Origin of the sequence: Celeribacter sp. (assembly GCF_048261515.1) — a bacterium.
GTDB lineage: Bacteria > Pseudomonadota > Alphaproteobacteria > Rhodobacterales > Rhodobacteraceae > Celeribacter.
Genome location: NZ_JBLXFZ010000001.1, coordinates 751359 through 774748, shown reverse-complemented (window position 1 = coordinate 774748; position 23390 = coordinate 751359). Strand labels below are relative to the sequence as shown.

Annotated in this window: 20 protein-coding genes and 1 pseudogene; 10 read left to right on the top strand and 11 right to left on the bottom strand. The window is 59.8% G+C overall.

The annotated features are described in order from the left end of the window. Window positions 1–4: 4 nt before the first annotated feature. Window positions 5–832 (top strand): annotated as a pseudogene (locus ACN0SC_RS03790) (ABC transporter permease); the annotation flags it as partial. 20 nt (window positions 833–852) lie between these two features. Here ACN0SC_RS03790 and ACN0SC_RS03785 read toward each other — a convergent pair. The 5 genes from ACN0SC_RS03785 to ACN0SC_RS03765 form a co-directional block, all read right to left on the bottom strand. Beyond that, window positions 853–2007 (bottom strand): Hint domain-containing protein, encoded by a 1155-nt coding sequence (locus tag ACN0SC_RS03785; RefSeq protein ID WP_417248320.1) that lies wholly within the window; start codon window positions 2005–2007, stop codon window positions 853–855. Window positions 2008–2305: 298 nt separating this feature from the next. Further along, window positions 2306–3259 (bottom strand): ABC transporter permease, encoded by a 954-nt coding sequence (locus ACN0SC_RS03780; protein ID WP_417248319.1) that lies wholly within the window; start codon window positions 3257–3259, stop codon window positions 2306–2308. Beyond that, window positions 3256–4755, bottom strand: a complete 1500-nt coding sequence (locus ACN0SC_RS03775) for a sugar ABC transporter ATP-binding protein (RefSeq protein WP_417248318.1) — start codon at window positions 4753–4755, stop codon at window positions 3256–3258. The genes ACN0SC_RS03780 and ACN0SC_RS03775 overlap by 4 nt, the downstream gene beginning before the upstream one ends. A gap of 8 nt (window positions 4756–4763) precedes the next feature. Continuing rightward, window positions 4764–5672: a substrate-binding domain-containing protein gene (locus ACN0SC_RS03770; protein ID WP_417248317.1), complete on the bottom strand. Its 909-nt coding sequence runs from the start codon at window positions 5670–5672 to the stop codon at window positions 4764–4766. A gap of 53 nt (window positions 5673–5725) precedes the next feature. After that, window positions 5726–7183 carry a xylulokinase gene (locus tag ACN0SC_RS03765; RefSeq protein WP_417248316.1) on the bottom strand — a complete coding sequence of 486 codons (1458 nt, stop codon included), beginning with the start codon at window positions 7181–7183 and terminating at the stop codon, window positions 5726–5728. A 230-nt stretch (window positions 7184–7413) separates the two neighbouring features. Here ACN0SC_RS03765 and ACN0SC_RS03760 point away from each other — a divergent pair, with 230 nt between their 5' ends. The 6 genes from ACN0SC_RS03760 (at window position 7414) to ACN0SC_RS03735 (ending at window position 13755) form a co-directional block, all read left to right on the top strand. Beyond that, a complete protein-coding gene (locus ACN0SC_RS03760) occupies window positions 7414–7800 on the top strand; it encodes a hypothetical protein (protein ID WP_417248315.1) in 387 nt (128 codons plus the stop codon). 10 nt (window positions 7801–7810) lie between these two features. Next, window positions 7811–8785 (top strand): asparaginase, encoded by a 975-nt coding sequence (locus tag ACN0SC_RS03755; RefSeq protein ID WP_417248314.1) that lies wholly within the window; start codon window positions 7811–7813, stop codon window positions 8783–8785. Between the two features lie 337 nt (window positions 8786–9122). Further along, entirely contained in the window at window positions 9123–10064 is a 942-nt protein-coding gene (locus ACN0SC_RS03750; RefSeq protein WP_417248313.1) for an ABC transporter ATP-binding protein, read from the top strand. A gap of 22 nt (window positions 10065–10086) precedes the next feature. Beyond that, window positions 10087–10833, top strand: a complete 747-nt coding sequence (locus tag ACN0SC_RS03745) for an ABC transporter permease (RefSeq protein WP_417248312.1) — start codon at window positions 10087–10089, stop codon at window positions 10831–10833. Then, a complete protein-coding gene (locus ACN0SC_RS03740; RefSeq protein ID WP_417248311.1) occupies window positions 10830–12722 on the top strand; it encodes a Gldg family protein in 1893 nt (630 codons plus the stop codon). Before ACN0SC_RS03745 ends, ACN0SC_RS03740 begins: the two co-directional genes overlap by 4 nt. Before the next feature lie 22 nt (window positions 12723–12744). Further along, entirely contained in the window at window positions 12745–13755 is a 1011-nt protein-coding gene (locus ACN0SC_RS03735; RefSeq protein WP_417248310.1) for a DUF4340 domain-containing protein, read from the top strand. A 214-nt stretch (window positions 13756–13969) separates the two neighbouring features. Here the strand turns inward: ACN0SC_RS03735 and ACN0SC_RS03730 are convergent, their stop codons facing one another. The 6 genes from ACN0SC_RS03730 to cdd all read right to left on the bottom strand — a co-directional run bounded on the left by ACN0SC_RS03730 (window position 13970) and on the right by cdd (window position 19789). Continuing rightward, window positions 13970–14323: a TOBE domain-containing protein gene (locus ACN0SC_RS03730; RefSeq protein ID WP_417248309.1), complete on the bottom strand. Its 354-nt coding sequence runs from the start codon at window positions 14321–14323 to the stop codon at window positions 13970–13972. Between the two features lie 128 nt (window positions 14324–14451). Continuing rightward, window positions 14452–15945 carry an FGGY-family carbohydrate kinase gene (locus ACN0SC_RS03725; protein ID WP_417248308.1) on the bottom strand — a complete coding sequence of 498 codons (1494 nt, stop codon included), beginning with the start codon at window positions 15943–15945 and terminating at the stop codon, window positions 14452–14454. Then, window positions 15946–16746 (bottom strand): BtpA/SgcQ family protein, encoded by an 801-nt coding sequence (locus ACN0SC_RS03720; RefSeq protein ID WP_417248307.1) that lies wholly within the window; start codon window positions 16744–16746, stop codon window positions 15946–15948. A gap of 26 nt (window positions 16747–16772) precedes the next feature. Beyond that, entirely contained in the window at window positions 16773–17537 is a 765-nt protein-coding gene (locus ACN0SC_RS03715; protein ID WP_417248306.1) for a glutamine amidotransferase, read from the bottom strand. Between the two features lie 234 nt (window positions 17538–17771). Further along, window positions 17772–18767, bottom strand: a complete 996-nt coding sequence (locus ACN0SC_RS03710) for a LacI family DNA-binding transcriptional regulator (protein WP_417248305.1) — start codon at window positions 18765–18767, stop codon at window positions 17772–17774. 119 nt (window positions 18768–18886) lie between these two features. Further along, a complete protein-coding gene (gene cdd, locus ACN0SC_RS03705) occupies window positions 18887–19789 on the bottom strand; it encodes a cytidine deaminase (protein WP_417248304.1) in 903 nt (300 codons plus the stop codon). Window positions 19790–19972: 183 nt separating this feature from the next. Here cdd and ACN0SC_RS03700 point away from each other — a divergent pair, with 183 nt between their 5' ends. The 3 genes from ACN0SC_RS03700 to ACN0SC_RS03690 are packed head-to-tail and all read left to right on the top strand — an operon-like array spanning window position 19973 to window position 23352. After that, window positions 19973–21340 (top strand): amidohydrolase family protein, encoded by a 1368-nt coding sequence (locus ACN0SC_RS03700; RefSeq protein ID WP_417248303.1) that lies wholly within the window; start codon window positions 19973–19975, stop codon window positions 21338–21340. Next, window positions 21337–22284, top strand: a complete 948-nt coding sequence (locus tag ACN0SC_RS03695) for a nucleoside hydrolase (protein ID WP_417248302.1) — start codon at window positions 21337–21339, stop codon at window positions 22282–22284. Before ACN0SC_RS03700 ends, ACN0SC_RS03695 begins: the two co-directional genes overlap by 4 nt. Before the next feature lie 33 nt (window positions 22285–22317). Beyond that, a complete protein-coding gene (locus ACN0SC_RS03690) occupies window positions 22318–23352 on the top strand; it encodes a BMP family lipoprotein (RefSeq protein WP_417248301.1) in 1035 nt (344 codons plus the stop codon). Window positions 23353–23390: the final 38 nt, after the last annotated feature.

The following is a 23390-nucleotide window of genomic DNA, read 5'->3' as shown; positions in this document are numbered from 1 at the left end:
TTGGATGAACCGCCAGAAGTGGTTGGCGATCTTCGTGGCCACCTGTTGCCTGACCCTGATCCTGACGGTTGTCTCGCCCGTGTTCCTGACCCTGTCGAACATGCAGTCGGTTCTGGTCCAGTCCTCCGTGACCGCGATCATGGCGATCGGCATGACCTACATCATCCTTACGGCGGGGATCGATATTTCCGTAGGCGCGATCCTGTTTTTCACTTCGGCGCTGTTTGCGCAGACGATGTTGGAGACGGGAAGCTATGTGCTTTCCTTCGCGCTCGCCATGCTGTGTGCCACCGTTCTCGGAGCGCTCAACGGGGTGTTGATCGTCAAGTTCCGCATCTCCCCGCTCATCACCACACTTGCGACCTACTCCATGTATCGCGGTGCAGCGATCCACCTGACGGGGGCGCAGAATATCCCTGTGCCGCGCGAGATGGGCTATCTCGGCAACGGACGCCTCTTCGGCCTTCCCGTGCCGATCCTGATCCTGATTGTGGTGTTTCTCTTTGGCCTCTACCTGCTCAACTACACCCGTTTTGGCGTCTACGTGCGTGCCTTGGGAAATTCGGAGCGTTCGGCCACAGAGACGGGGCTGCCGATCCAAAAGGTTACCGTCGCCGCCTATGCCATCACGGGCTTTCTCACGGGGATCGCGGCGCTTGTGCTTCTGGCGCGTGTGGGCGGGCTGCAATCGGGGATTGGTATCGGCATTGAATTCACCGTGATCGCTGCCGTTATCCTTGGCGGGACCAAGCTCACGGGCGGGTCTGGCACGATTGTCGGATCGGTCTTTGGTGCGGTTTTTCTGGTGCTGATTGATAACGGGCTGAACCTGCTCAATGCCTCGCCCTATATCTACGACATCGTGCGTGGCAGCGTGCTTGTCGCCGCGGTGGTTGTGGACCGCGTGTCGTCGGTGCGCCGCGAGCGAACCTTGCAAAACCGTAAGGCCGAACGTCTGCGCGTAGGGATTGCGCGGGAGGGGTAGTTCTCAAGCGTTACAGGTCCAAACTGGTCCACAGCTGAGTGCCGTTCCGCGCTTGGCTGCGCTGGTGCCAAAAGCGCGGCCTCATGGCGCCGTGCCACTTTGCGCGCCATAGGCTCTTGGTCGACGCTCATTTTCAACTCCGGGAAAAGTTCGAATATCTCTGCAACCGAGGTGTTGGGTAAAGTCTTGAGGCTTTGGGTTCCAATGTAGAGGCTTTCCGACAGGGCGCCATCGGTTTCAACAATCTCATGGTGGTCAAAGAGTAAATGCACATAGCAGACGCGCCCGCCGACAACGCGTCTAACTTTTCCTTCGGAGAGAAGATGACAGGCAGGCACCAAGACCTGATCGGTTCCGCAGACCAATTCAGCCCCCCAGCCCCGAATAAGTACGCGATGCTGCGGCGAAACCTTCAGGTAGTTATGGTTTCCAATTGTGCCGGGGGTAAATTCGATAGGGGCCAGATGGCCAACCGCATCCGCCTCAACGCACCCAATCCATCGCACCGTCTGCAAGCCGTGATCAAGGGTCCATACCTCGTCACCAACTTCAATAGCCTCAACGGATTTTGCCCCAAATCGCGTTGTGATCGGCGTACCTGCAACGAAGCACGGCACACCTGGAAATTGTACGTGCTCGCTTTCATCCAGATCTGATACTTGAAGTTTGGTGTTCCCTTTTTGCAAATTGGGATAGTCTGGATCTCCGGGCTGACCGGATAGATCAATGGCAAAGGTCTGCCCAACTGTCAGTGGAGAGCCCGAGGGCGACGACGTAACCCGAATGAAGGCCGCCGGTTGGCTCTCATCCCCTCGCACATCTCCTGCGCCGAGATAGTCGTAGGAGTAGGTAAAGCCACCGATTGTGACACTGTCGTTGAGCAGCACTGTGCTAAGGGACACAGAGCCTGATGGTTCATTAAACACCGCGCCAATCGTGGTGCCAGTGGTTATGTTGATGTTACCACCGGATACGCTTGGGTCTCCGTTTACGTTCTGGAGGATTAATGAAACCGTCGTCATTTGCCTGTTTGCCCCAAATACTCGCTAACCCGTGTGTTTTGCCCTCACGTGTTCTGGCGCCCATTTTATTTTATTAGTTAGGGCGCAAAGCTCAAAAATCTAAATCGCTCCAAGGATACAGTCCGATTTGGGCAGGATTTAGGCGGCGAGGTCGTGTTGGGAACGGCTACATGACATGAACAATTGTTCGCACTGGAGGTTCTGCAGACTGGCTAGGAAGTATCGTTCTTGCCGCGAATGGTCGCGTGCCGCCCATCGTGTCGGTCGATGTGAGCGGTCCTAATCGGACCTTCGTGGCCTAACTTCGCGCGTTACGCTTTGAAAAGGCTGCGGTTGCTACGGCACTGATCACGATTAGCCCGACCAATATTTCACGGACATAGCTATCAACCCGAAGTTGCGTCAGACCGTTATCGAGCACACCAAGCATCAAAACACCAACCAAAGTGTAAAGCACCCTAGGCTCGCCCTGACGGCTCATGGTCATGCCAAGAAAGACTGCGGCGATGGCATCAAGCATCAGCCCCGACCCTTGCGTAGGGTTGGCAGATGCAACACGTGCGGCATACATTAGGCCAGCGGCTGCGGCGCCAAATCCGGTCAGCGCAAAGGCGATCAACCGCAAACGTTTCACTCTAATACCAGCAAGGTGCGCGGCCTCTCGGTTGCCGCCTATTGCATAGAGTCTGCGCCCGAAATTCGTTTGCTCCAGAATGAACCAGCAAAGGGCAATCACCGCCAAAGCTGTCAAAGTCAGAAACGGGATTTTGACACTGCCGATCTCGATCCCTGCACGTGTAAAGCCAGAGAAACTCGCAGGAATATCTCGCCCGAAGATCGTCTTGCCATCACTGATAAGAAAGGCCGTGCCGCTGAAGACGGTCAAAGTGCCGAGTGTTGCGACGAAGGGCAAGATACCCAAAATCGAAACGAGAAACCCGTTAAACAATCCCCCCAACACCCCAACACTCAATGCGGCCAGTAGGCCGACCCACACGGGAAATCCGGCTGCAAAAAGGACGGCTGCAACGATCCCTGCAAGGCTGGCCATAGAGCCAACGGAGAGATCAAAATCGTTCATCACCATAACAATCGTCATGGTTGCGGCCACGACGGCCAGCATCGAGAGTTGTTGGGAGATATTGATCAGATTTCGCGCTGTCAGAAACGTGTCAGGGAGTTGTATCGTGAGGAAGATCAAGATTGCGGCGAACCCCAAAAGAGTTCCCGACTGTCGGAGCATTTGGATCATGCGGCTTTGGCTTCATAAAAGTGTGAAAGAAGGTCAGAACTGGTCAGCCCGTTACAGTCTAGCATATGCGCCTGTCGTCCATTGTGAAGTACAAGGATGCGATCGCACATGCCCAGCAGTTCGGGCAAGTCTGAGGAGGTCATCAGTACCGCACAACCTTTGGCGCTCGCCTCGCGCACGGTGCAATATATGTCGTATTTTGCGCCCACATCAACGCCGCGCGTGGGTTCATCCAGCAGCAACAGATCGGGAAGGCCGTGGAGCGCTCGGGCAAAAAGAACTTTTTGCTGATTGCCGCCCGATAGTTGAGTGACGGGCTGGTCAAGGTTTTCGCACTTCAGGCGCATTTGACTGCCAAGGGCCTTGGCCATCTGCCGTTCTTGACTGGCGTTCGCATGCAGGCCAGTCAAATGGGGCAAGGCGATATTTGCGCGGATCGACATGTTGAGCATCAAGCCCTCCGAGCGACGTTCTTTGGGCAAGTAGGCTACCCCGCGCTTCCATGCCTGCTCTGGCGAGCGCGGAAGTGGTTTGCCTTGCAGCCGAGCCACTCCAGCTCTCACCGGATGAAGGCCCATGAAAGTTTCCAAAACCGCACCTTGACCAGCATTGGCAAGACCGGCGACGCCGATCACTTCGCCCGCGCATAATTTGAAATTCACTTCTGACAACGGCCCTGCGGAAACGTTGTCCATATCGACGATAACCTCTGGCCGAGGTTTCGCTGAGGCCAATGGATAGGCGTCCGCCACATCTCGGCCGGTCATGTCTCGGATAATTTGGGCTTTATCCAGTTCGGCTGTTGGCTCCGTTGAAACCAAACGCCCGTCGCGCAGAACCGTCACAGCATCACAAATGCGCAAAACCTCATCTATACGATGAGACACATATAGAACCGCCGCCCCTGTCGTCGCGAGGCGTGCAATCGCATCGAACACCAACTCGGACTCAGCACTGGTCAGCGCCGCTGTAGGTTCGTCCAGAACATAGAGAATTGCCCGTTCGTCCGTGACCGGATCACTGACAAAGGCGGCGGCGATTTTCATCAACATACAGTCGCCAGCGTTCAGATCGCCAGCTAACGCCCGCACGTCGATATGATCAACGCCCAGAAACGCCAGAGCTTCACGCGCTCGGGCATTCACCTCTCGCCAATTAATGCCGAGGCTAAAGCGGCGTGGAAAGGTGCGACCCAGCAGCATATTTTCGGCTACAGAAACCTGCGGCACGATATTCAATTCCTGATGGATAAACCGAAATCCTGCCTGCTGCGCGTCTTGAGCAGAGGCCAGCGCAATACTGGCACCGTCAACTTTTGCCGTGAGTGCGTCGGCAGGCACGACGCCTGCCAACAGCTTTATCAGCGTACTTTTGCCCGCCCCGTTTTCCCCCATGAGCGCATGGACCTGTCCACCTTTGAGAGACAGGTCCACACCATCCAGCGCTTTTGCCGCGCCGTAGGTTTTGCACATGTTGTAAAAGTCGAGACGATGCACTTTTCGGACTACTCGGCCGCGTTCGCAGACGTCACAAGTTCGGTCGGCACGTAGATCACATTCTCACGCAGCTCTTCGCCCGCCAAAAGACGCGCAACCACATCCGCAGCTGTGGAGCCGATACCTGTGAAGTCTTGAGAGATGGAAGCTTCAAAGTTGCCGTCTGCTGCGATCGCATCGCGGGCCTGCGGGTTTGCATCGATGCCAGTAATCACGATGCCTTCGTCACTCCGTCCCGCGTCTTCAATCGCTTGCAGTGCGCCCAGAGCGGGTTGATCCCAAGCCGCCCATACCCCAGCAATGCTGCCTGGTTCAGGGTTGGCGGCAAGGATGGCTTCCATTTGCGCTCGGCTGTCGGCGATGCCGCCGTCAGATACATCTGGCGTAACACGGTCCAACACCTCGATGTCGGGGAAGTTTCCGAAGATTGCGTCGGCCACCACGCCCCGAATTTGAACGGGAGGAAATGCATCAAAGACGAACATCACAACAGCACCTTCACCGCCAATGCGGTTGGCCAGATAAACGGATGTTTCCGCCGCCATTGCATAGCCGTTTGATGTCACATTCGCAGCAATCAAAGGGTCAGAACCTGCGTCCATCCCCACAACAGGGATGCCTGCCTCCTGCGCTGCGAGCAGCCCAACGTTCACCTGCGCTGGATCAACGCTGATGACTATAGCGTCAACGTTCTGTGTCACGGAATCTTCAAGACGGCTAATCACTGCAGCAACGTCGCCTGCGGTGTCGATGACATTTACATCCCAACCCTTTTCCGCTGCGGCGGCTTCAAAGCCCTCGACATACGCCTGTGTACCTGGTTGCGAGAGGTATGGCGTGATCACGGCCACGGTTTCTGCCCAAGTGCTTGACGCCATAAGTCCAAGTGCGGCGGCTGTTGTTAATAGTTTTTTCATGTTTCTCTCTCTCGTTTTCGCCAGTGTTACGCCGCTATAGAAAAAGGGCAAGTTTAACGGGCGTTTACTTGTGTTATTCGTTTCCCCAGATCGCCCGTTTGCATAATTGCATCTCGGTAGATCCCATAAAGGTCTTCGGACCGCACGCGCAGGTTAGGGTCAGGCGAATAGGTGCGATCATATGTGGCCAACGCCCCAAGAGCATCAGTGATATGCGCAAAATGGCCAGCGCCCACGCCCGCCATCATCGCAGCCCCCAGAACGCCAGGTTCGCCAGAGGCAAGCACGTGCAGTTCTGCGCCAAGGATATCCGCGCGGATTTGATTCCACGGGTCAGATTGGAACCCGCCTCCGCCACAAAGGATCACATCGCTTTTCACAGCAGCCGATGCTTGCAAGGTTTCAAGCCCCATACGCGCAGCCATAGCGACGCCTTCATAGACGGCGCGGGCAAAGTCGCCTTGCCCAGTGGCACGTCCAACGCCAAAGAACGCTGCGCGCAGATCGGCGTCCCAAAGCGGCGCGCGTTCACCTTGAAGCTGAGGCAGGAACATCGGAGTCGCAGGACTGGCGGGTGTTCTAGCGACTAGCGCTGTCATCTCGTCCAAGGTCAGGCCATGGGACGCGGCAAACCACATTTTTGCATCACCGCCTGACTGCGTCGGAGCCGCATGAAGACGGATGCCGTCGTAGTCTGGAAATACAATTGCACCAGGGGTCGGCACTACGGTTTGCGATGAAATCCCCAAAATCTCACTTGTCCCGCTCAGATACATTGTTGTGCCGTTCTGCGCCCCGCCAGTACCAACAAGCCCAGCCCACGCATCCATAGTCCCACAAATCAACGGCAGACCTCTGAGCGGCCCATCTTTGATCCGGCTCACAGATTGCATGACGCCATGCAGCGGCGCGACGCGATCACGAGCTCCTGATACCAAATCCAGAATCTCGGGCACATACTCGAGGTTCTGATCGACGAGCCCCACACTGGATACGGCATCCGTGGCGGGCACACCTGTCAGATGAAATGCGACATAATCCTTGGGAAGCATCACCCATCGAGTGCGCTCCCAGATATCGGGCTCGTTCATCGCGACCCATGCCATCCGCGAACACGCATGGCTGGCGTCAATAGGCATCGGCCCCCCCCACCATTTCACCTTGTCCTCAGTCGCAACTTGAGAATTCAATTTGGTCGCAACAGACTGAGCGCGTCCGTCCTGCCAAATGATCGCAGGCAATAGAGCCTCGCCGTTTTCTGTCATGAATACATGGGTGTTTACCTGACTGGTCAGCCCGACTGCGACAACTCCCTCTAAATCCATCTCGGCCAAGGATTGTTGAACAAGACGCAACCAGTCCGATGGGTCTTGCTCAACTATTCCACCTGCCCGTCGCTGCGTTGCATAGCTTTGCGAAAAGCGTGAAACAACGCGCCCGGTTTCGTCGACCACGGCGGCCTTCACGGATGTTGTGCCTATATCAATTCCAACAAACCGTGCGTTTTTCATGTCCTGCTCCTAGTTGCGCGGAGATTAACCTAATGTCGCACGGAGTTTCCAGCCATGGTTCTATATTCCCGAGTGCAGATATGTACAGACTCTCGGGGCACTTCCTGAAAGTTCCCAGATTTGGGATGTAGGAAAGAATCACGGCAACCGAAGAACGCAAAAATAGAGTGCTTTAACACGCCGAGAAGATCGGCAATGCTCGCAAAGCCTGCCGGTATTTTGTGGGTGGCATGTGCCTGTCGCGTCATCTTGAGGGGCGGCGTCTGGATCAGGCCTATGAGCGGCTAAACTGGTATCTCGACGGATACGCGGGTGCGCTTGTGGCCAAACAGGGTTATTATATGTCCGCCTCCGAGCCGGTGAAGGCGCATTTGCCTGCCGAGTACTGGGATTACTGGTATGAAGGGCTTCCCGCGCGTGAAGATTTGACAGATGTTGAAGGGCGCATTGCGATTAAGGCGGGGCATATACGTGCGGGCGGGTCATGGAAGGCGCGGGGGCGCAATATCGCGATCTGGAATACCACGATGGACGAACACAATTACGTCGTGCGCCGCTGGAACGAACTGGTGGCGCTTGCCGCTCAAAAATACCGCGTGCAGAGGCGCGCAAGCTAGGGTGATCCCGATGAAGAATGTGACGCTTTTGGCCACGGGGGGCACGATCGCCTCCGCGAAAAATGCAAATGCCAGCGCGGTGACGGCGGGGATCAGTGGTGAGGACCTCCTCGCCAGTCTCCACGAGGCGCCAGAGGGCATCTCGGTTCGTGTCGAGAATTTCGAGGCAGCAGGCAGCTATGCGCTTGATCTGGAAACGATCCACCGTCTTTGCGCACGTATTGACGTAGTTCTGGCCGATCCTGCTGTGGATGGGGTGGTTGTCACTCACGGAACGGATACGATGGAAGAAAGCGCCTTTCTCGCTTGGTGTCTTGTGGCCTCCGACAAACCTGTTGTCTTTACGGGGGCACAGCGTCACGCGGGGCAGACCGACACGGACGGGCCGCGCAATATTGCTGATGCTTTACGTGTTGCGGCCAGTCCCGCGCTGCATGGCGTGGGGGCGGTGATCCTGTTTGAGGGAGATATTCACGGTGCCCGCTATGTGACCAAAGCCCATACCGCGCGCGTCGACACATTCCGTTCGGTCGGGCAGGGAAAACTCGGCGAGGTCGATATGGGGCGGGTGTATCTCTACCAGAAACCCGCACAACCACGTCCTGTCATCTCTACAAGCCGTCTTGATCCAGATGTCGAGCTGATTGCTCTCGGTCTTGGCTCCACGCCACGCCTGATGACGCTTGCGGCCCAAAACGGGGCCAGCGGTATTGTTCTGTCCGCTTTCGGTCGGGGCAATGCACCAAAAGGTTTCGCCGAGGAGGTCAAGGCTCTGGTTGCGCAGGGTATCCCCGTGATCGTGGCTTCCCGCTGTCATGAGGGGCGCACACATGCGGTTTACGGCAATGATAGCGGCGGGGTGACACTCGTTGAGGCGGGGGCCTGCCTTGCGGGAGACCTGAATGCCGTTAAGGCCCGCCTTCTGCTTTCAGCCCTGATCGGAGCGGGGTGTGGCGCGGAAGGTATCGCACACCATTTCAGTTAGAATACTCCTTGTGCCAGAGGGCGCGTTTGCGCACGCGGCCTGACGGGGTCACATGCCCCAACTCGTGGTTGTAGGCGCAGGGCCACTCCTCTGGGGGCGTCCGGTCACAGGATCGTGAGCGGGCTTGAAATTTGTCACGCTTCTCCCAAATCGACAGCGCCGCGGCTTGCGTCTGACGCGGTGCTGGCGGCGACCGTCCGCAAGAGACGGCATGAACGACGTGCGCCATAAGCGCGTGCGGGAAGGTCTCGAACGGGCGGTCTTTGGTTCAACCAGCCGGTCGTGCAACGCCTGAGGCGTGGCACATCGGCCCCAGAAGGGGTGAAAGACAAAGACCATGACGCTCGTTTCAGCGAAAGAGGTCCGAAAGCGCTTCGGAGATATGGTCGCGGTTGACGGCATCTCGCTTGATGTCGCCCGCGGCGAAGTTGTGGGGTTCCTCGGCCCGAATGGCGCAGGCAAGTCCACCACGATGAAGATGATCACGGGGTTTCTGGAACCAGACGCGGGCAGCGCCGAGATATGCGGCCACGATGTCTGGGCTGATCCGGTGGCGGCCAAGGCGCGGCTGGGCTACCTGCCCGAAGGCGCGCCCGCCTATGGCGACATGCCCGTGGCTGATTTCCTGACCTTTTGCGGAAAAATGCGCGGCCTGCGCGGCGGGCAGTTGCAAAACCGTCTGGCCGAGATGGTCGAACGGGTGAGGCTGGCCGAGGTCTGGTCGCGCCCCATCGAAGCGCTGTCCAAAGGCTACCGCCGCCGTGTCGGCATCGCGCAGGCGTTGATCCACGACCCCGACGTGCTGATCCTTGATGAGCCGACCGACGGTCTGGATCCCAACCAAAAGCACGAGATGCGCGAGTTGATCCGCACCATCGCGCCTAACAAATGCATCATCGTTTCCACCCATATCCTTGAGGAAGTCGAGGCGATCTGTTCCCGCGCGGTGATCATCGCCAAGGGGCGTATTGTCGCCGATGCCACCCCGCATGAATTGCTGGACCGCGCCGCCGAGGGCCGCGCCATACGCGTCACCATAGGCGCACCCGAGGCGGAGGTGGTCGAGCGCATCAAATCCTATGCGGACGGGGCCGAGCTTGAAGTGATGGAACGTATCAACGGCTCGACGCGGGTACTGTTGCACTATGGCGACCGCCCCGCCGATGCCGCCGATCTCGCGCAGCAGCTCAAATCGGCGGAACTCCCCGTCGAGGAGGTGGGCTTCTGGCGTCCCCGTCTCGAAGACGTGTTCCGTAATGTGACCTCCCGTTTGAACTGACAGTCTGACAGGATAGAGACCAATGACTTCCATGCTTTCCACGGTGGGTGCCGTGTTCGGGCGTGAGTTCCGCGCCTATTTCGCCACGCCACTTGCTGCGATCTTCCTCGTTGTCTTCCTCGCGCTCAGCGGGGCGATGACCTTCTTCATCTCCAACTTCTTCGACCGCAATAGCGCGGATATGTCAGCCTTCTTTACATGGCTGCCGTGGCTCTTCCTCGTGCTTCTGCCCGCCATCGGAATGCGGCTGTGGGCCGAGGAGCGCCGTCAGGGCACCATCGAGTTGCTGATGACCATGCCCGTGCGCCCGTCCGCCATTGTCGTGGGCAAGTTTCTGGCAGGCTGGGCCTTCACCGCTGTGGCGCTGGCCTGTACCACGCCGCTGTGGATCACCGTCAACTGGCTGGGCACGCCCGACAACGGGGTGATTGCGATCAGCTATGTCGGCGCGCTGCTTATGGCGGGGGCCTTTCTGGCCATTGCCGCCTGCGTCTCCGCGTTGACCAAGAACCAGGTGATCGCCTTCATCGGCGCGGCCATCGTCACCTTTTTACTGGTGACGGCGGGCATTGATCTGGTGCTGGGTGCGTTGCGTGGCTGGGCACCGTTCTGGCTGACCGAGGGGGTGGCGGCACTGTCGGTGCTCAACCACTTCCAGCGCATTACGCAGGGGCTTTTGGAGATGCCGACGCTGGTGTTCTTCGCCTCGCTCATCGTGATCGCCCTGATCGTCAATACCTCGCTTGTTGATCTGAAGAAGGCTCAATGACCATGGAACGCCTCAAGTTTTTGACCGAATGGGTCGGGCGGCTGTCGCGCCGCAGGCTCATCGCGTTTTCCATCGCACTGGCCGCAGTGCTGTTCGTGTCCCTGAATGTCTTTGCTTCGCGTGCGCTGGACGGTTGGCGTGCCGATGTCACCGAGGCGCGGGTCTGGACGCTCTCGGATGGCACGCGGGAGCTTCTTGGCGGGTTGGAAGAGCCGCTGCACATGCGCCTCTATCTTTCAGGCGGCCTGACCGAGGCCGCGCCGCAGCTTGCCGCCTATGCCAATCGCGTGCGCGGCACGCTGGAGACCTATGCCGACCTCGCAGACGGGATGATCACCCTCGAAGTGATCGACCCTGCGCCCTTCTCGGACGCCGAGGATCGCGCCGTGGGCTTCGGCATTGACCGCATCTCTCTGGCGGGGGCTTCCGAGCCGATGTTCTTCGGACTGGCGGTGACCAACTCGACCGACGGGCGGGCGACGATCCCCGTCTTCTCTCCCGACCGCGAAGCGTGGCTGGAATACGACCTGACGCGGCTGGTGGCCGAGATCGGCCAACCTGTGAAGCACAAGGTCGCGCTGATCGACGGGATCGGGCTTTCGGGCAATTCGATGGTCGGCCAGCAGGAGCAGCAGAGCCTTGCCATGCTGCGCGAGTTTTATGACGTGGAGGTGCTTAGCGGCGATGTGAACGCCTTCCCCGAAGGGACCAAGGTGGTGGCCGTGGTGCATCCGCAAGACCTCTCCGAGCCAACGCTCTATGCGCTTGACCAGTGGGTGATGGGCGGCGGGGCGCTGATGACCTTTGTGGACCCCTATGCCGAGACTCAGATGGGGCCGCAGGGGATGCCAGCCACCGATACGGCCTCCGACCTTGCGCCTTTGTTTGAGGCATGGGGGGTCAGTTATGACCCCGCGCAGGCTATCGCCGACCCGCAACATGCGCTGACCACGGTGCGGCGGATCAACGGGCGCGAGGCGGAGTTGGGCAACCCTGCATGGCTGCGTTTCGGTCCCGAGGCCATGGATCGCGACACGCCCGTTCTGGGCCGTCTTTCGGCGCTGGTGCTGACCAGCGCAGGGAGCTTCGCGGGTGAGGACGGGGCCGATCTGACCCCGCTTGTCACCGCCTCTTCGCAGGCCCGCCTTTCTGACGCCGAAATGGCGGGAGACCTCTATGGCGATCCGCGACGCCTGCTTGACGAGGGTGCCGAGCCCGACAGTGCCCCCGTGCCCGTTGCCCGACTGGGCGGGGCGCTTTCCACGGCCTTCCCCGATGGCAAGCCTGAAGGCTCCGAATGGTCGGGCGAGCATATCGCGCAGGTAGAGGAGGCCAACGTGCTTCTGGTCGCGGATGCCGACATGCTGATGGACCGCAACTGGATCCAGACCCGCAACATACTGGGCGCGCAGATCCCGCAAGCCTTTGCCAATAACGGTGACTTTCTTCTAAACGCAGCCGAGCAGATGGCCGGTGGCGCGGCGCTGGCCGACCTGCGCGGGCGGGCAATCGACTGGCGACCGCTGGAGCGGATCGAGAATATGACCCGCGCCGCCGAGGCCGAGTATCGCGCCACGGAACAGGCACTTCTCGACCGCATCGACGAGGCTGAAGCCGCCCTGCGCGATCTGGCACCCGCCGATGGTGAAAGCGGCGCTCTGTTCAGTGCAGAAGCGGTGGCCGAGGCCGAAAGCCTGCGTGCCGACCTGCTGGCGGCGCGGGCCGAGTTGCGTCAGGTGCAATATGACCTGCGCAGCGATGTCGAGCGGCTGAAGTCTTGGGTCACTACGATCAATGTCGGCGTGATCCCCGTTCTGGCCGCATTGGCGGCACTGGCCTTCGCCCTGCGCAAACCCAAACGCAAGCTGCCCGTTCGGGCGGGTGCCTGAGTGACATGACAGGAGAGTAGAGATGACACGCAATTCCTTTCTCATCCTTCTCGGAGCGACGGTGCTCTCGGTGCTGGCCGCGCTCGTCGTCCTGACCTTTGACCGCGGCGGTGCGGCAATGGCGATGTCGGGCGAACGGTTGCTGCCCGACCTCGACGCCAAGGCATCGGATATCGCGCGGGTTGTGCTGCGTGACGATGACGAAGAGATGGTCATCGAGCGGCGCGATGGTGCATATGTCGATGCGGCATCGGACTATCCCGTGGACACCGAAGTGTTGCAGGATCTCGTCGGCGGGCTCGCGCTGGCTGAAATCGCCGAGGCCAAAACAACCGACCCCGCCCGCCATGCAGAACTTGGCCTTGCCGCCCCTGACGCCGAGGAAGGCACGGGCCGCGAGATCGTTCTGGAGGACGCCGACGGCGACGTAATCGCCCATGTGATCGCAGGGGATCGCGACTACACGTTGGGCGGCCTCACAGGCGGGCAGTTCGTGCGTCGCGGTGGCGAGGATGCCACGTGGCTGGTCCGCGCGCGGATCAACCCGCCGTCGCGCCGCGCAGGCTGGTTCGACAGCGATCTCTTCACGGGGGAGGAAAGCGATGTTCTGCGCGCAACCCTCACCCCCCGCGACGGTGATCCCGTCACGTTTGCCCGCGAGGAAGATGCCTTCGTGCTCAAGGCCGATCTGCCCGAGGGCAAAGTGGCGCGCGAGAGCAACATAAGCCGCATCCCGCGCTTCCTCGCCGCGCTCGACTTTGATGACGTGCGGAAGGCGGGCGAGGGTTGGGAGCAGGGCGCGACCCTCACGGCGGAATTGGTGGACGATCTCACCGTCGATCTCACCGAATTTGTCGGCTCCGATGGGGACGGAGATGACAGCACATGGGTTCGCATCGATGTGCAGGGCAGCAGCGAGGACGCGGAAGCCTTGCGTGACAGCGTTGACGGGTTCGAGTTCGCCTTGCAGCCCTATGACGCGCAGATCTTCGGCTGGACGCTCGATGACCTGATCGAAGCCGCGGAAAGCTGACGCCGCCCCTGTAAATACCTGTCCGCCCGCGCGGCGGGCAGGACGGCGCGGATTTGGAGGCAGGACTAGACAGGAAATTGTTTTGCAGCAGGTTGCCAATGTGACTGGCAATGGTGGTGGAGGCCGCCGAGTATTTCGGCGACCTAGAAAGCGCGCGCCGCGTGAGGGGAGGATCGCAACGCGCGCTTTGGTTGCGTCTGATCGAACAGTTCGATCAGGCGCCCTCGGCAGTCATCGCCAAGCCAGTTTCCGTCGAAAAGACGTGCAGATACCTTGGCGACACGCCAAGGTGGATACGGTCGCCCGCGCGGACATTAGGCCGACCACGCACGAGGACACGCGCAGTGCTGCTTCCGATGCGCACAGTGATTTGAGTTTCCGATCCTGTTGGCTCGATCACTACGGCTTCGGCCGCCCAGCCTTCGGTGCCCAGCTCGATATGCTCGGGGCGTGCGCCGATGGTCACCGAGGTTCCGGCGGGCGCAATCTGCTGGTGAAGTTGCAGGGTCGTGCCATCGGCCAAACGCAGTTCCGCATTGTCGGTGGTGACGCCTTCGAAGAAGTTCATCTGCGGCGATCCCATGAATGCGGCAACGAAAAGGGTTCTAGTGTAACCTGAACGGGCCTTCGGGACACTTGTGGTGTGACTGTAGCTTGTCTCTGCGAGCTTCGTCGCAGACCGCACGATAAATGGCATCAAGCGTGGAACCCGCGCAGCCTTTGGTAGAGGTCGCGGAAGCGTGTGTAACCCGTGTCGTAGAGTTGCGCGGTGCCCGTGCTGGGGCGGAGTTTCGGTCCTGTTTCGACCAACTCGGTCGCGCCTTCCCAGTCCGCTAGCCCTGTGCCCACGGCGGCGACCCATGCCGCGCCGAGGCAGGAGCCGGGGTGTTGTTTGAGCAACTGCACCTCTTCGCCCAGAATGTCGGCAACGATCTGCATCCAGATGCGACTGGACGCGCCGCCGTCCGATGCAACAAATCGGGTGGGGGCGTAGCCCGCGTCGCGCAGCACGTCGAGATGATGGCGCAGAGCGTATCCGTAACTCTCTAGGATGGCCCGCCAGATGTGGCCGATGCCGTGTGAGAGGGTCAGGCCCTCAAGCGCGCCTCGCACCCGTGTGTCGTGGATCGGGGTCTTTTCGCCAAGGAAGTAGGGGAGGAAGCACAGCTCTTCTGCCCCCGCTGGCGTGGCTTCGGCGAGCTTGTCCAACTCTGCGTGCGGCTCTGGCCCAAACCTTTGATCTCCTCCGAATGTCTCGACCGCCCAGTTCAACACTGAGCCGCCCGTCGACATGCAACCGTTGGGCATGAACAGCCCCGGCACGAGGTGATAGTCGAGATAGAGCCGCGGGTCGGGGCGGGCTTCGGCCACAGAGGTCAGAATGTCCACCGAGCCGCCGAACTTCAGCAGTACATCGCCCGCCGCCGTAATCCCTGCACCAAGGGCGGAAGCGATGAAGTCGGCCGCGCCGCCCATGACGGGGGTGCCTTGGGCAAGTCCTGTGGCGCGTGCGGCTTCAGCGGTTACATGGCCCTGCACCTCGGTTGAGGCAATGCGCGGGGGCAGGGCCTCCCACGGCACACCTGTCATCTGGGCGAGATCGCGCGATAATGTGCCGGTCGCGATGTCGGTCACGCCCGCCTCTAGTGCCCAGTTCTGCTCCACGGTTCTCACGCCCGTCAGGCGCCAGTTGATGTAGTCGTAAGAGCCGAACACGGTCGCGATGCGGGCATGTGTTTCGGGCTCGTGCTTCGCCAGCCAGCGCAGTTTTGCGCCGACCAGTTGTTGGTTGATCCCGTTGCCCGCACGGGCAAGGAAGGCGTCCTCATCGATCTCGGCGCGCATTTCGTCGACCTCGGCCCCGCAGCGTGCGTCGCTTTGCTGGATCGAGGGGCGCAAGAGCCTGCCTTCGTCGTCGAGAAGCACCACGGCAGGGAGCATCCCCGCCACACAGGCTGCCGCGATGTCACTCGCCTCGGCCCCTGCCTTTGCCAGAAGGTCGGGAACAAGGGCGCAGACGTTTTGCCACCAGTCTTGCGGGTCTTGCTCGGCCCAACCGGGGCGGGGGGAGGACAGGCGCACGGGGCGCGAGGTTACGGCCCGCACCTCCGTCCGCGTATTTGAGCCGACCTCAAGCAATAGCCCGAGGGTGGAGGTCGTTCCAATGTCGATGCCGAGGACGAGGGACATTCAGCGCAGGGTCTCGACCTTGTCCATGAAACGCGTGACGCGATCTGCGTCGACCTTGTTCCATGTGTCGCCGTCGACCTTGAAGTGCGTGCCGATGACACAGCCCGATGCGTGCTGGAAGACATCCGCGACATTGTCGATGTTCACGCCCGTGTTGGCAAAGATCGGCACTTCGGTCACGGCTTCCGCGACCTTGCGCAGGTCCGATGCCTCGGCAGGTTGGCCTGTGATCGGTCCCGAGACGAGGATCGCATCGGCCAGCGAGGAAAAGACCGCACTTTTAGCGCGCAACTCGATGGGACGCTGGTCGAGTGAATGGGCAAATTCCGCGTTGATGTTGAACAGCATCTTCATGTCCCCGCGGCCGAGGGTCGTGCGCAAACGGCTTGCTTCGGCGCAGTCAGGAGCCCAGACGCCCATGTCGGAGGCGAAAACACCTGTGAAAATCTCACGCACGAAACTCGCGCCCGTGGTCGCACCGATGGCCACGGTCGCCGTCGGATCCCACAGGTAATTGACGCCGAAGGGCACCGTCAGATGCGCTTTGATCTCCGTGACCACGCGGGTCATGGCGGCAACGCTTTCAGGGGTGGATTTGAACACATAGGGGCGGTCGTTCTCGTTGCCGAACATGATCGCATCGACCCCGCCCGCCTGTAGCTTTTGGACATCGGCCAGCACGTCCTCGATCAAACCGTCGACGCCACGGTCGGGGTTATACAGCGGTGCGCCAGGCAGGGCGCCGATATGCGCCATGGCGATGACCGCCTTTTTCTTGTGTCCCAATATGTCGAGAACCATTTTATGCTCCTTGCGGTATGTTTTGTTCAGTCGCGGGCGATCAGCCAGCCAAGCAGGTTTTTCCAAAGCTTCTCATAGCCGTCCCAGTCGCAGAATTCGGGCGAGAGCCAGTGCGGGCCGATGTCGGAGGTCCATGCGGCGGTGCGGCCTTTCACATGGGTGCCGAGCACGAGAAGAGGATGCCCGCCTTGGTCTTCGGGCAGTTGCGCCAGCACCTGCGCTCCTTGGCGCGGGACGACCTCGTTAACGCCGAGAATGGGCGGCCAGTCGCCATCAATGCCCGCAAAAACCGGGTGTCTTTCGTCGAGCAGCGTGGCCTGTGCGCCCTCGGGAATTTCGACCCGATCGTCCCACGGATGGCAGGTGACGGGCAGCGTGTCTTCGACGGGCGTGGCACGCCAACGGGCCTTGCCGTCGATCCCTTGAAAAGAGAAGTATCCGCCGATCATCATCAGGTTGCCGCCGTCAGCCACCCAGTCTTTCAACAGGCGCAGACGGTTGGGCACGGTCTTTGAACGCAGCCAGACATCGGGGGGCAAAAGAAAGGTGTTGGACCCAATGTCCGACAGGATCACCACGTCATAGGGATCAAGCCCTTCGCGGGTGAAGGGGAACTTCTCTGAGGCTTCATGCGCAGGCATGTAGTCAAGCTCGAACTCGGAGCCTTCAAGCGCCTTGACCAATGGCTCGGCGCCGAGGTGGTAGTGCACTGATCCAAACTGGTCGAACCCCTTGTAGTGGGTTTCCGAGGTTATCCAGCTTTCGCCGACAAGCAGCACTTTATATCCCATATCCAACCTCCCGCGTGGGCCTGTATGACCTGATTTTGGTTTTAGTAAATCGGTTTAGTAATGTGATCTTTGTCTGTTACGCCCTGATGCGCATCAAGCGAAAACTTTAAGGAAACCCCGATTTAATCGCGTGAAATTCGCGACTGCCCAAGAAAGTGGCGGTGCGGTGTATTTTGAAGGGTCATATGGGATGAGCGCGGGCGCGTGGCTCGGAAGCCGAGTGTGATTTTGCGTCTATGCGCGTGGCGGAGCAGAGGACTCGCGAACGATCAATTCCACAGGCACGCGGGTCTCATGGGCTACCGTTTCGCCCGCCATCGCCTTGAGAAGGTGGTTGAATGCGAGGTAGCCCAATTCCTGAACGGGTTGGCGCACGGTTGTCAGGGCGGGGGCAATGAGGGCCGAATACCGTGCATCATCGAAGCCGACGATAGAGATATCTTCGGGGATGCGTACGCCCGCTGGACGCAGGATTTCGATCAGGCCAATGGCGATTTCGTCAGCTCCTACAACGAGAGCCGTTGGCAATTCGCCTTCCATTAACTTTGCCGCCGTGGCGCGGCCGTGTTCGCGTGAATAATCGCCACCGTAATAGGCGGAAGGTGCCAGCCCGTGTTCGGCGAGGGCGCTGCGCCAGCCGCGTTCGCGTTCCACCGCGGAAAGTACGCCTTCGGGACCGCCGCCGACCATGGCGATGTCCTTGTGCCCGAGTTCGACCAGGTGTTTCACGGCCAGACGGGTGCCCGCCTCGTTCTCGACGAAAATGCGCGGTTGCGTTGCGCCGTCGATGTCTTCGTCGACAATGACGATATTGTCCAAACCGTCCAGCGCATCGAGCAATGCACCGTCATCCACTTGGCGCGGGAGAAAGATCATCCCGTCCACATGGCGGTCGCGTAGTCGTCGGATCGCGGCGATTTCGCGGTCGGGGTCGCCATGAGTGGAAGAGAAGTAGACAGAGTAGCCCGCTTGCGCCGCAGCCGCTTCAACAGTGGCGGCAAACTCTGTGAAGAAGGGGTTGTCGATATGTGGGGTCACGAGGCTCAGGGCTTCGGTGCGGCCTGTGGACAGGCGTTTGGCCATGAGGTTTGGCCGATAGTCCAGTTCCTTGATCGCCTTGTCGATCCGCGCGCGGGTCTCGGCGGGGAGCGAGATGCGGCCATTCAAATGGCGTGAGACAGCCGCAGGCGAAAGCCCTGCCGCCCTTGCCACATCTTTTATGGTCGCCATGTCGTCTCCTTTGCGCGTTCGAATGTATGTCCAGTGGTAAGGTCAGGACGTGTTTCGCGTGAGGCATTGCCGCGTTGGATCAGCGCGAGCAACTTACACACTACAATGCTACCTCGCTACTATGTCGCCTCGATCACGCAAAGCGGCGCGGTCCCAAAGGTGGCCAAAAGGGCTTGGGTGGGCGCGGTATAATCGACAGGGCCTGAAATTTGGGCAAGCCACGCTTTTTGAATCTGTGTCGGAGCGATGCCGCGCGCCACCAGTTCAACCAGTGCGGACATGACAGGCTGTATGGTCGGGTTGAAGGCGACGCTTTCGATGACGCCGCCAGTCACGATTTGCCCGCCTGCTTCAAAGGCCACGGCTGCTTTCACTCCCGAATAGGGGGCGTGGGCGTGTCTGATCGCGTGTGTGAGCGGCGCGGCAACCGTGGCTGGCGCTCCGTGGAGTGTTATCTCGCTATGCGCGGAGGGATCGGCCCCGCCCATCTCTAGGTCTTGCGGGGTGAAGGCCCATGGAAAGAGGTCGGAGAGTTTGAGCCGATGACCGAGAGGGTCGATCACCAGCAGGTCGTTCGCGGTCGCAAATTCGGCCAGACACTGCCTGCAGTGTCCGCAGGGGCCCGCTTGCGAAACGGCGACATGGGTGAGTGATAGCCCAAGCTGAAAGGCGCGAATGGCGACGAACCCCTCGCCGTGCAGGGTCATGCCCAGATGCGCGCCCGGCCATTCGAGATTGCCACCAAGCACAATCGCACCCGTGGTCGAAAGCCCTGCTGCGCCGACATAGAATTCCGAAATCGGCGGCTGCGCGATGGTCGTAGCTAGCGGCAAAAGATGCAGCAGCAACTCCTCTGCATTATCGAGATCGAAACGCGAAACGAGCGTTGCAACATGCTCGGGCAGAATCACAGCTCCTTCGGAGAGCAGATTTTTCGCCGCTTCGCAGATCATATCGCCATTGCGTAGCCGCAGCCGTGCGGGGATACTAGGTGTCGGGTTGAAGCAATTTTCGCCGAGCATGCTGATGCCCCTTTGGTGTAATTATAATTTTCAAAATGCACGTGTTTTGTGCGCTGTGCTGCTTAGCGGGCTTTCTTGGTCGATACGTTTGCCAATTGAATTGACAAGCCCGAAAGGAATCGGGTTACGAATAGTAAAGCGGTTTACAAAAAATCGGTCAACACTGAGACAACAGCGGGTCATATGACGTCAACTTTACTTTTCAATGCAGCGATCCTGACTGCAGACTCCGATGACAACAGCTTTGATGGCGGTTGGATTTCCTTCGACGGAACGCAGATCACAGGGTTGGGGCCGCAAGAGACCTGCCCGCCGCGCGAGGGGTTCGACCTTGCGCATGACCTGACGGGTCATCTTGTGATGCCAGGGATCATCAATGCGCATACCCATACGCCTATGGTCCTGTTTCGCGGTCATGCGGAGGGGCAATCTCTGCTCACGATGGAGGGCTGGTATAACGCCATTCGCGAGCCTGAGTTGTCGCTAGTCGCTGAGGATATTCCGCCCGCTGTGGCGCTGTCCTGTGCCGAGATGGCCCTTTCGGGAACGACGACATTTTGCGAACAGTATTTCTTTGCTGACGAGATCGCTGAAGCGGTTGGCGATGCAGGGCTGAAAGCAGTCATCGCCTATGGCATCGTTCAACTGGGCGACGAAGAGCGCGGGGCGCAAGAGCTCGCGGCTGCGGGAGATTTTGCCCGCCGCCAGCGCAGTGCCGATGGTCGCATTATCCCGTGGTTCGGGCCTCACGCGCCCTATGTCGACAACTCCGAAGCCTTGTTGCGTGAGGAAGTGGCGCTGGCCAACGAGCTGGGTTGCGGAATGCATCTGCACATGGCGGCAGGTCCAGAAGACAACGAGATCACCCAAGAGCTTTACGGCACCACGGCAACGGTCGCTCTCGAAAAGACGGGGTTCTTTGAGGGCAGGGTCCATGCGGCCCATTGCCTTGATCTCTCGGACGAGGACATCGAGGTGTTCGCGCGCGCCCCTGCGGCGTCTGTCGCCCATTGTGCCTCCGCGGCGATGCGTTCGGGACGTCCGTCCATCTGCCCCGTTGTGCCGCTTCGGGAGGCGGGTGTCACCGTGGCGCTCGGCACCGACAATGTGGCGGCGAACAATTCCTACGACATGGTGGCGGAGATGCGGATGGCGGGACTGGTCGCCACCTATCGTCAGGGCGAGGCACAGCCGGTTTCGGCGCGTGATCTCGTGCGGATGGCGACGATTGAAGGTGCGAAGGCGCTTGGCATCGAGGACAGAACAGGGTCGCTTGAGGTTGGCAAGGCGGCTGATGTCTCGGTCTTTGATATGCGCGGGGCAGGGTGGTCGGAGACCCCCGATCCTGCGGTGACTTTGGTGTATTCGGGGTCGGGACGCGACTTGCGGCACCTGTGGGTCGATGGCGAACAGATTGTGCGCGACAGAACCCTGACCCGTCGCCCCTACGAGGATATCCGTGCTGAATACTCAGCAACTTACAAAACGTTCTGGGATCGTGTTGCTCAGGACAAAGCTGCACGGGCAGAACAAGAGAAGGCATCCCAATGACAAATCCGCTTATTTTCGACACTGACGGCGGCATTGATGACGCGCAGGCTCTGGTGATGCTTCTGGCGCACGGGTTGCGTCCGATGGCTGTGACCACCGTGTTCGGCAATGTCACACTTGCCAATGCAAGCCGCAACATGCGGGCAGTGCTCGCTCTATGTGAGGCAACCGAAATCCCAGTGATCGCGGGGGCAGACCGCCCGCTTGCACAGCCGATCATTCATGCCACCCACGTGCATGGCGAGGACGGACTGGCGGGGGCGCCAATCCCTGATGATTTGCCGCCGCTCGACCCGCGCCATGGGGTGCAGTTCCTTGCCGATACGCTCGCGGATGCGGTTGAGGCGGGCACGAAGGTTGATCTGCTCATGATCGGGCCGCTCACCAACCTTGCGCTCGCCCTGCGGCTTAAGCCCGGAATTGAAGCGGGGATCGGAATGCTCACGATCATGGGCGGCACGGTTTACGGGCGCGGCAACACGACACCTGCCGCCGAATTCAACATCTACGCCGATCCCGAAGCCGCCGACATCGTGCTGCGCGCTGATATTCCGACGCGGATCGTTCCGTGGGAACCTTGCACGACGCACACTATTTCCGGCGCGGATATGGATGCAATCTATGCGGGTTACACCGATGATGCTCTGGGTGCCTTCAACAAAGCCATCGCCGATCAGACCCGTGCCGTATCCCTGCGCTTTGGCGGGAGTGACGAATTCCGCTTTGTTGATCCCTTCGCGGCCGCGGTCGTTCTCGACGACAGCCTGATCCAAACGACAGTCGAAGCCTCCAGTGCCGTGGCGCTTGCGCCCGGGTTGACGCGCGGGATGACGCTTGTCGACCCATCGGGGCGGCTGGAAACGCCACCTGTGACATTTATCGAGACGGGCGACATTGCCCGACTGACCGAAATCCAAACCGCCGCAGTACGGTGGAGACCTTGAAGACCAACAACAGACCCCAACAGGAGACCTCCAATGCCCATCAATATGACACGTCGTCAGGCCGCACAGATGCTGCTGGCTTCCACTCTCGCGGCGGCTGCCGCGCCTTCTGCGCTTCTTGCTCAGGACAAGCTTAAAGTCGCGCTGGTTTTGCACGGCACACTCGGTGACAAATCCTTCCTCGACTCGGCTGCTGCTGGCATGGCCCGCGCCGAAGAGGAACTGGGCGTCGATGTGACGATTATCGAAGCCAGCAACGACCGCTCCCGCTGGCAGCCCGCTCTGGCAGATGCCTGTGATCAGGGCTTTGATGTCATCATCTGTGGCACATGGGAAATGAACGGCTTCATGCAGGAGCTGGCACCTGAATATCCCGACACCAAGTTCATCCTCTTTGACGATGCGCCTGACTTCTCGGCAGGTGATTTCTCCAACATCCTCGGCATCACCTACCAGACATCCACCGCCGCCTATCTCGCAGGTTATGCTGCGGCGAAAGTGTCCAAGACTGGCAAGATCGGGGAAATCCTCGGCGTCGAAGGCACAACCATTCTGGAATTTGCCGTTGGCTTCGAGCAGGGCGCAAAGGCTGCTAACCCCGATGTAGAAGTCGTGCGCGCGGTTGCGGGCACCTTCACCGACCCTGCCAAGGGTAAAGAACTGGCGCTGGCGCAATTCGCGCAAGGCGTAGACGTGGTGTTCCCGATTGCGGGCGGCACCGGTATCGGCGCGCTTCAGGCGGCGCGCGACGAGGGTTTGTTCGGCATCGGTGTTGACAGCGATCAGGCGGCGATCTTTGCAGAAACCGACCCCGCACAATCCGAAGTCATTCTGACATCTGTTGAAAAGAAAGTGGGCGACTCCCTTGTGTCTGTTCTGGAACAGACCATCGCAGGGACCGCGCCTTATGGCTCCGCGCTGCTGCTAGGTCTTTCTGATGGCGCTGTCGGAATTTCTAAGAACAGCTACTACGAGGCGCTTGTGCCCCCCGAAGTGCGCGCCGAGATCGAAGTTGAAGAGGCGAAAATCGTGGCGGGCGAAATCACTGTGGATTCAGTGATGCAATAGAGCCTTAGGGCCAATGCCCGCCCCGACTGGATCGGGGC

Coding starts and splice junctions, on each gene's coding strand:
- ACN0SC_RS03770 (WP_417248317.1), bottom strand. CDS start 5,672: ATGAAAAAACTATTAACAACAGCCGCCGCACTTGGACTTATGGCGTCA.
- ACN0SC_RS03750 (WP_417248313.1), top strand. CDS start 9,123: ATGACGCTCGTTTCAGCGAAAGAGGTCCGAAAGCGCTTCGGAGATATG.
- ACN0SC_RS03760 (WP_417248315.1), top strand. CDS start 7,414: ATGTGCCTGTCGCGTCATCTTGAGGGGCGGCGTCTGGATCAGGCCTAT.
- cdd (WP_417248304.1), bottom strand. CDS start 19,789: ATGCTCGGCGAAAATTGCTTCAACCCGACACCTAGTATCCCCGCACGG.
- ACN0SC_RS03720 (WP_417248307.1), bottom strand. CDS start 16,746: ATGGTTCTCGACATATTGGGACACAAGAAAAAGGCGGTCATCGCCATG.
- ACN0SC_RS03715 (WP_417248306.1), bottom strand. CDS start 17,537: ATGGGATATAAAGTGCTGCTTGTCGGCGAAAGCTGGATAACCTCGGAA.
- ACN0SC_RS03785 (WP_417248320.1), bottom strand. CDS start 2,007: ATGACGACGGTTTCATTAATCCTCCAGAACGTAAACGGAGACCCAAGC.
- ACN0SC_RS03695 (WP_417248302.1), top strand. CDS start 21,337: ATGACAAATCCGCTTATTTTCGACACTGACGGCGGCATTGATGACGCG.
- ACN0SC_RS03735 (WP_417248310.1), top strand. CDS start 12,745: ATGACACGCAATTCCTTTCTCATCCTTCTCGGAGCGACGGTGCTCTCG.
- ACN0SC_RS03745 (WP_417248312.1), top strand. CDS start 10,087: ATGACTTCCATGCTTTCCACGGTGGGTGCCGTGTTCGGGCGTGAGTTC.
- ACN0SC_RS03780 (WP_417248319.1), bottom strand. CDS start 3,259: ATGATCCAAATGCTCCGACAGTCGGGAACTCTTTTGGGGTTCGCCGCA.
- ACN0SC_RS03765 (WP_417248316.1), bottom strand. CDS start 7,183: ATGAAAAACGCACGGTTTGTTGGAATTGATATAGGCACAACATCCGTG.
- ACN0SC_RS03700 (WP_417248303.1), top strand. CDS start 19,973: ATGACGTCAACTTTACTTTTCAATGCAGCGATCCTGACTGCAGACTCC.
- ACN0SC_RS03725 (WP_417248308.1), bottom strand. CDS start 15,945: ATGTCCCTCGTCCTCGGCATCGACATTGGAACGACCTCCACCCTCGGG.
- ACN0SC_RS03740 (WP_417248311.1), top strand. CDS start 10,830: ATGACCATGGAACGCCTCAAGTTTTTGACCGAATGGGTCGGGCGGCTG.
- ACN0SC_RS03710 (WP_417248305.1), bottom strand. CDS start 18,767: ATGGCGACCATAAAAGATGTGGCAAGGGCGGCAGGGCTTTCGCCTGCG.
- ACN0SC_RS03730 (WP_417248309.1), bottom strand. CDS start 14,323: ATGAACTTCTTCGAAGGCGTCACCACCGACAATGCGGAACTGCGTTTG.
- ACN0SC_RS03755 (WP_417248314.1), top strand. CDS start 7,811: ATGAAGAATGTGACGCTTTTGGCCACGGGGGGCACGATCGCCTCCGCG.
- ACN0SC_RS03690 (WP_417248301.1), top strand. CDS start 22,318: ATGCCCATCAATATGACACGTCGTCAGGCCGCACAGATGCTGCTGGCT.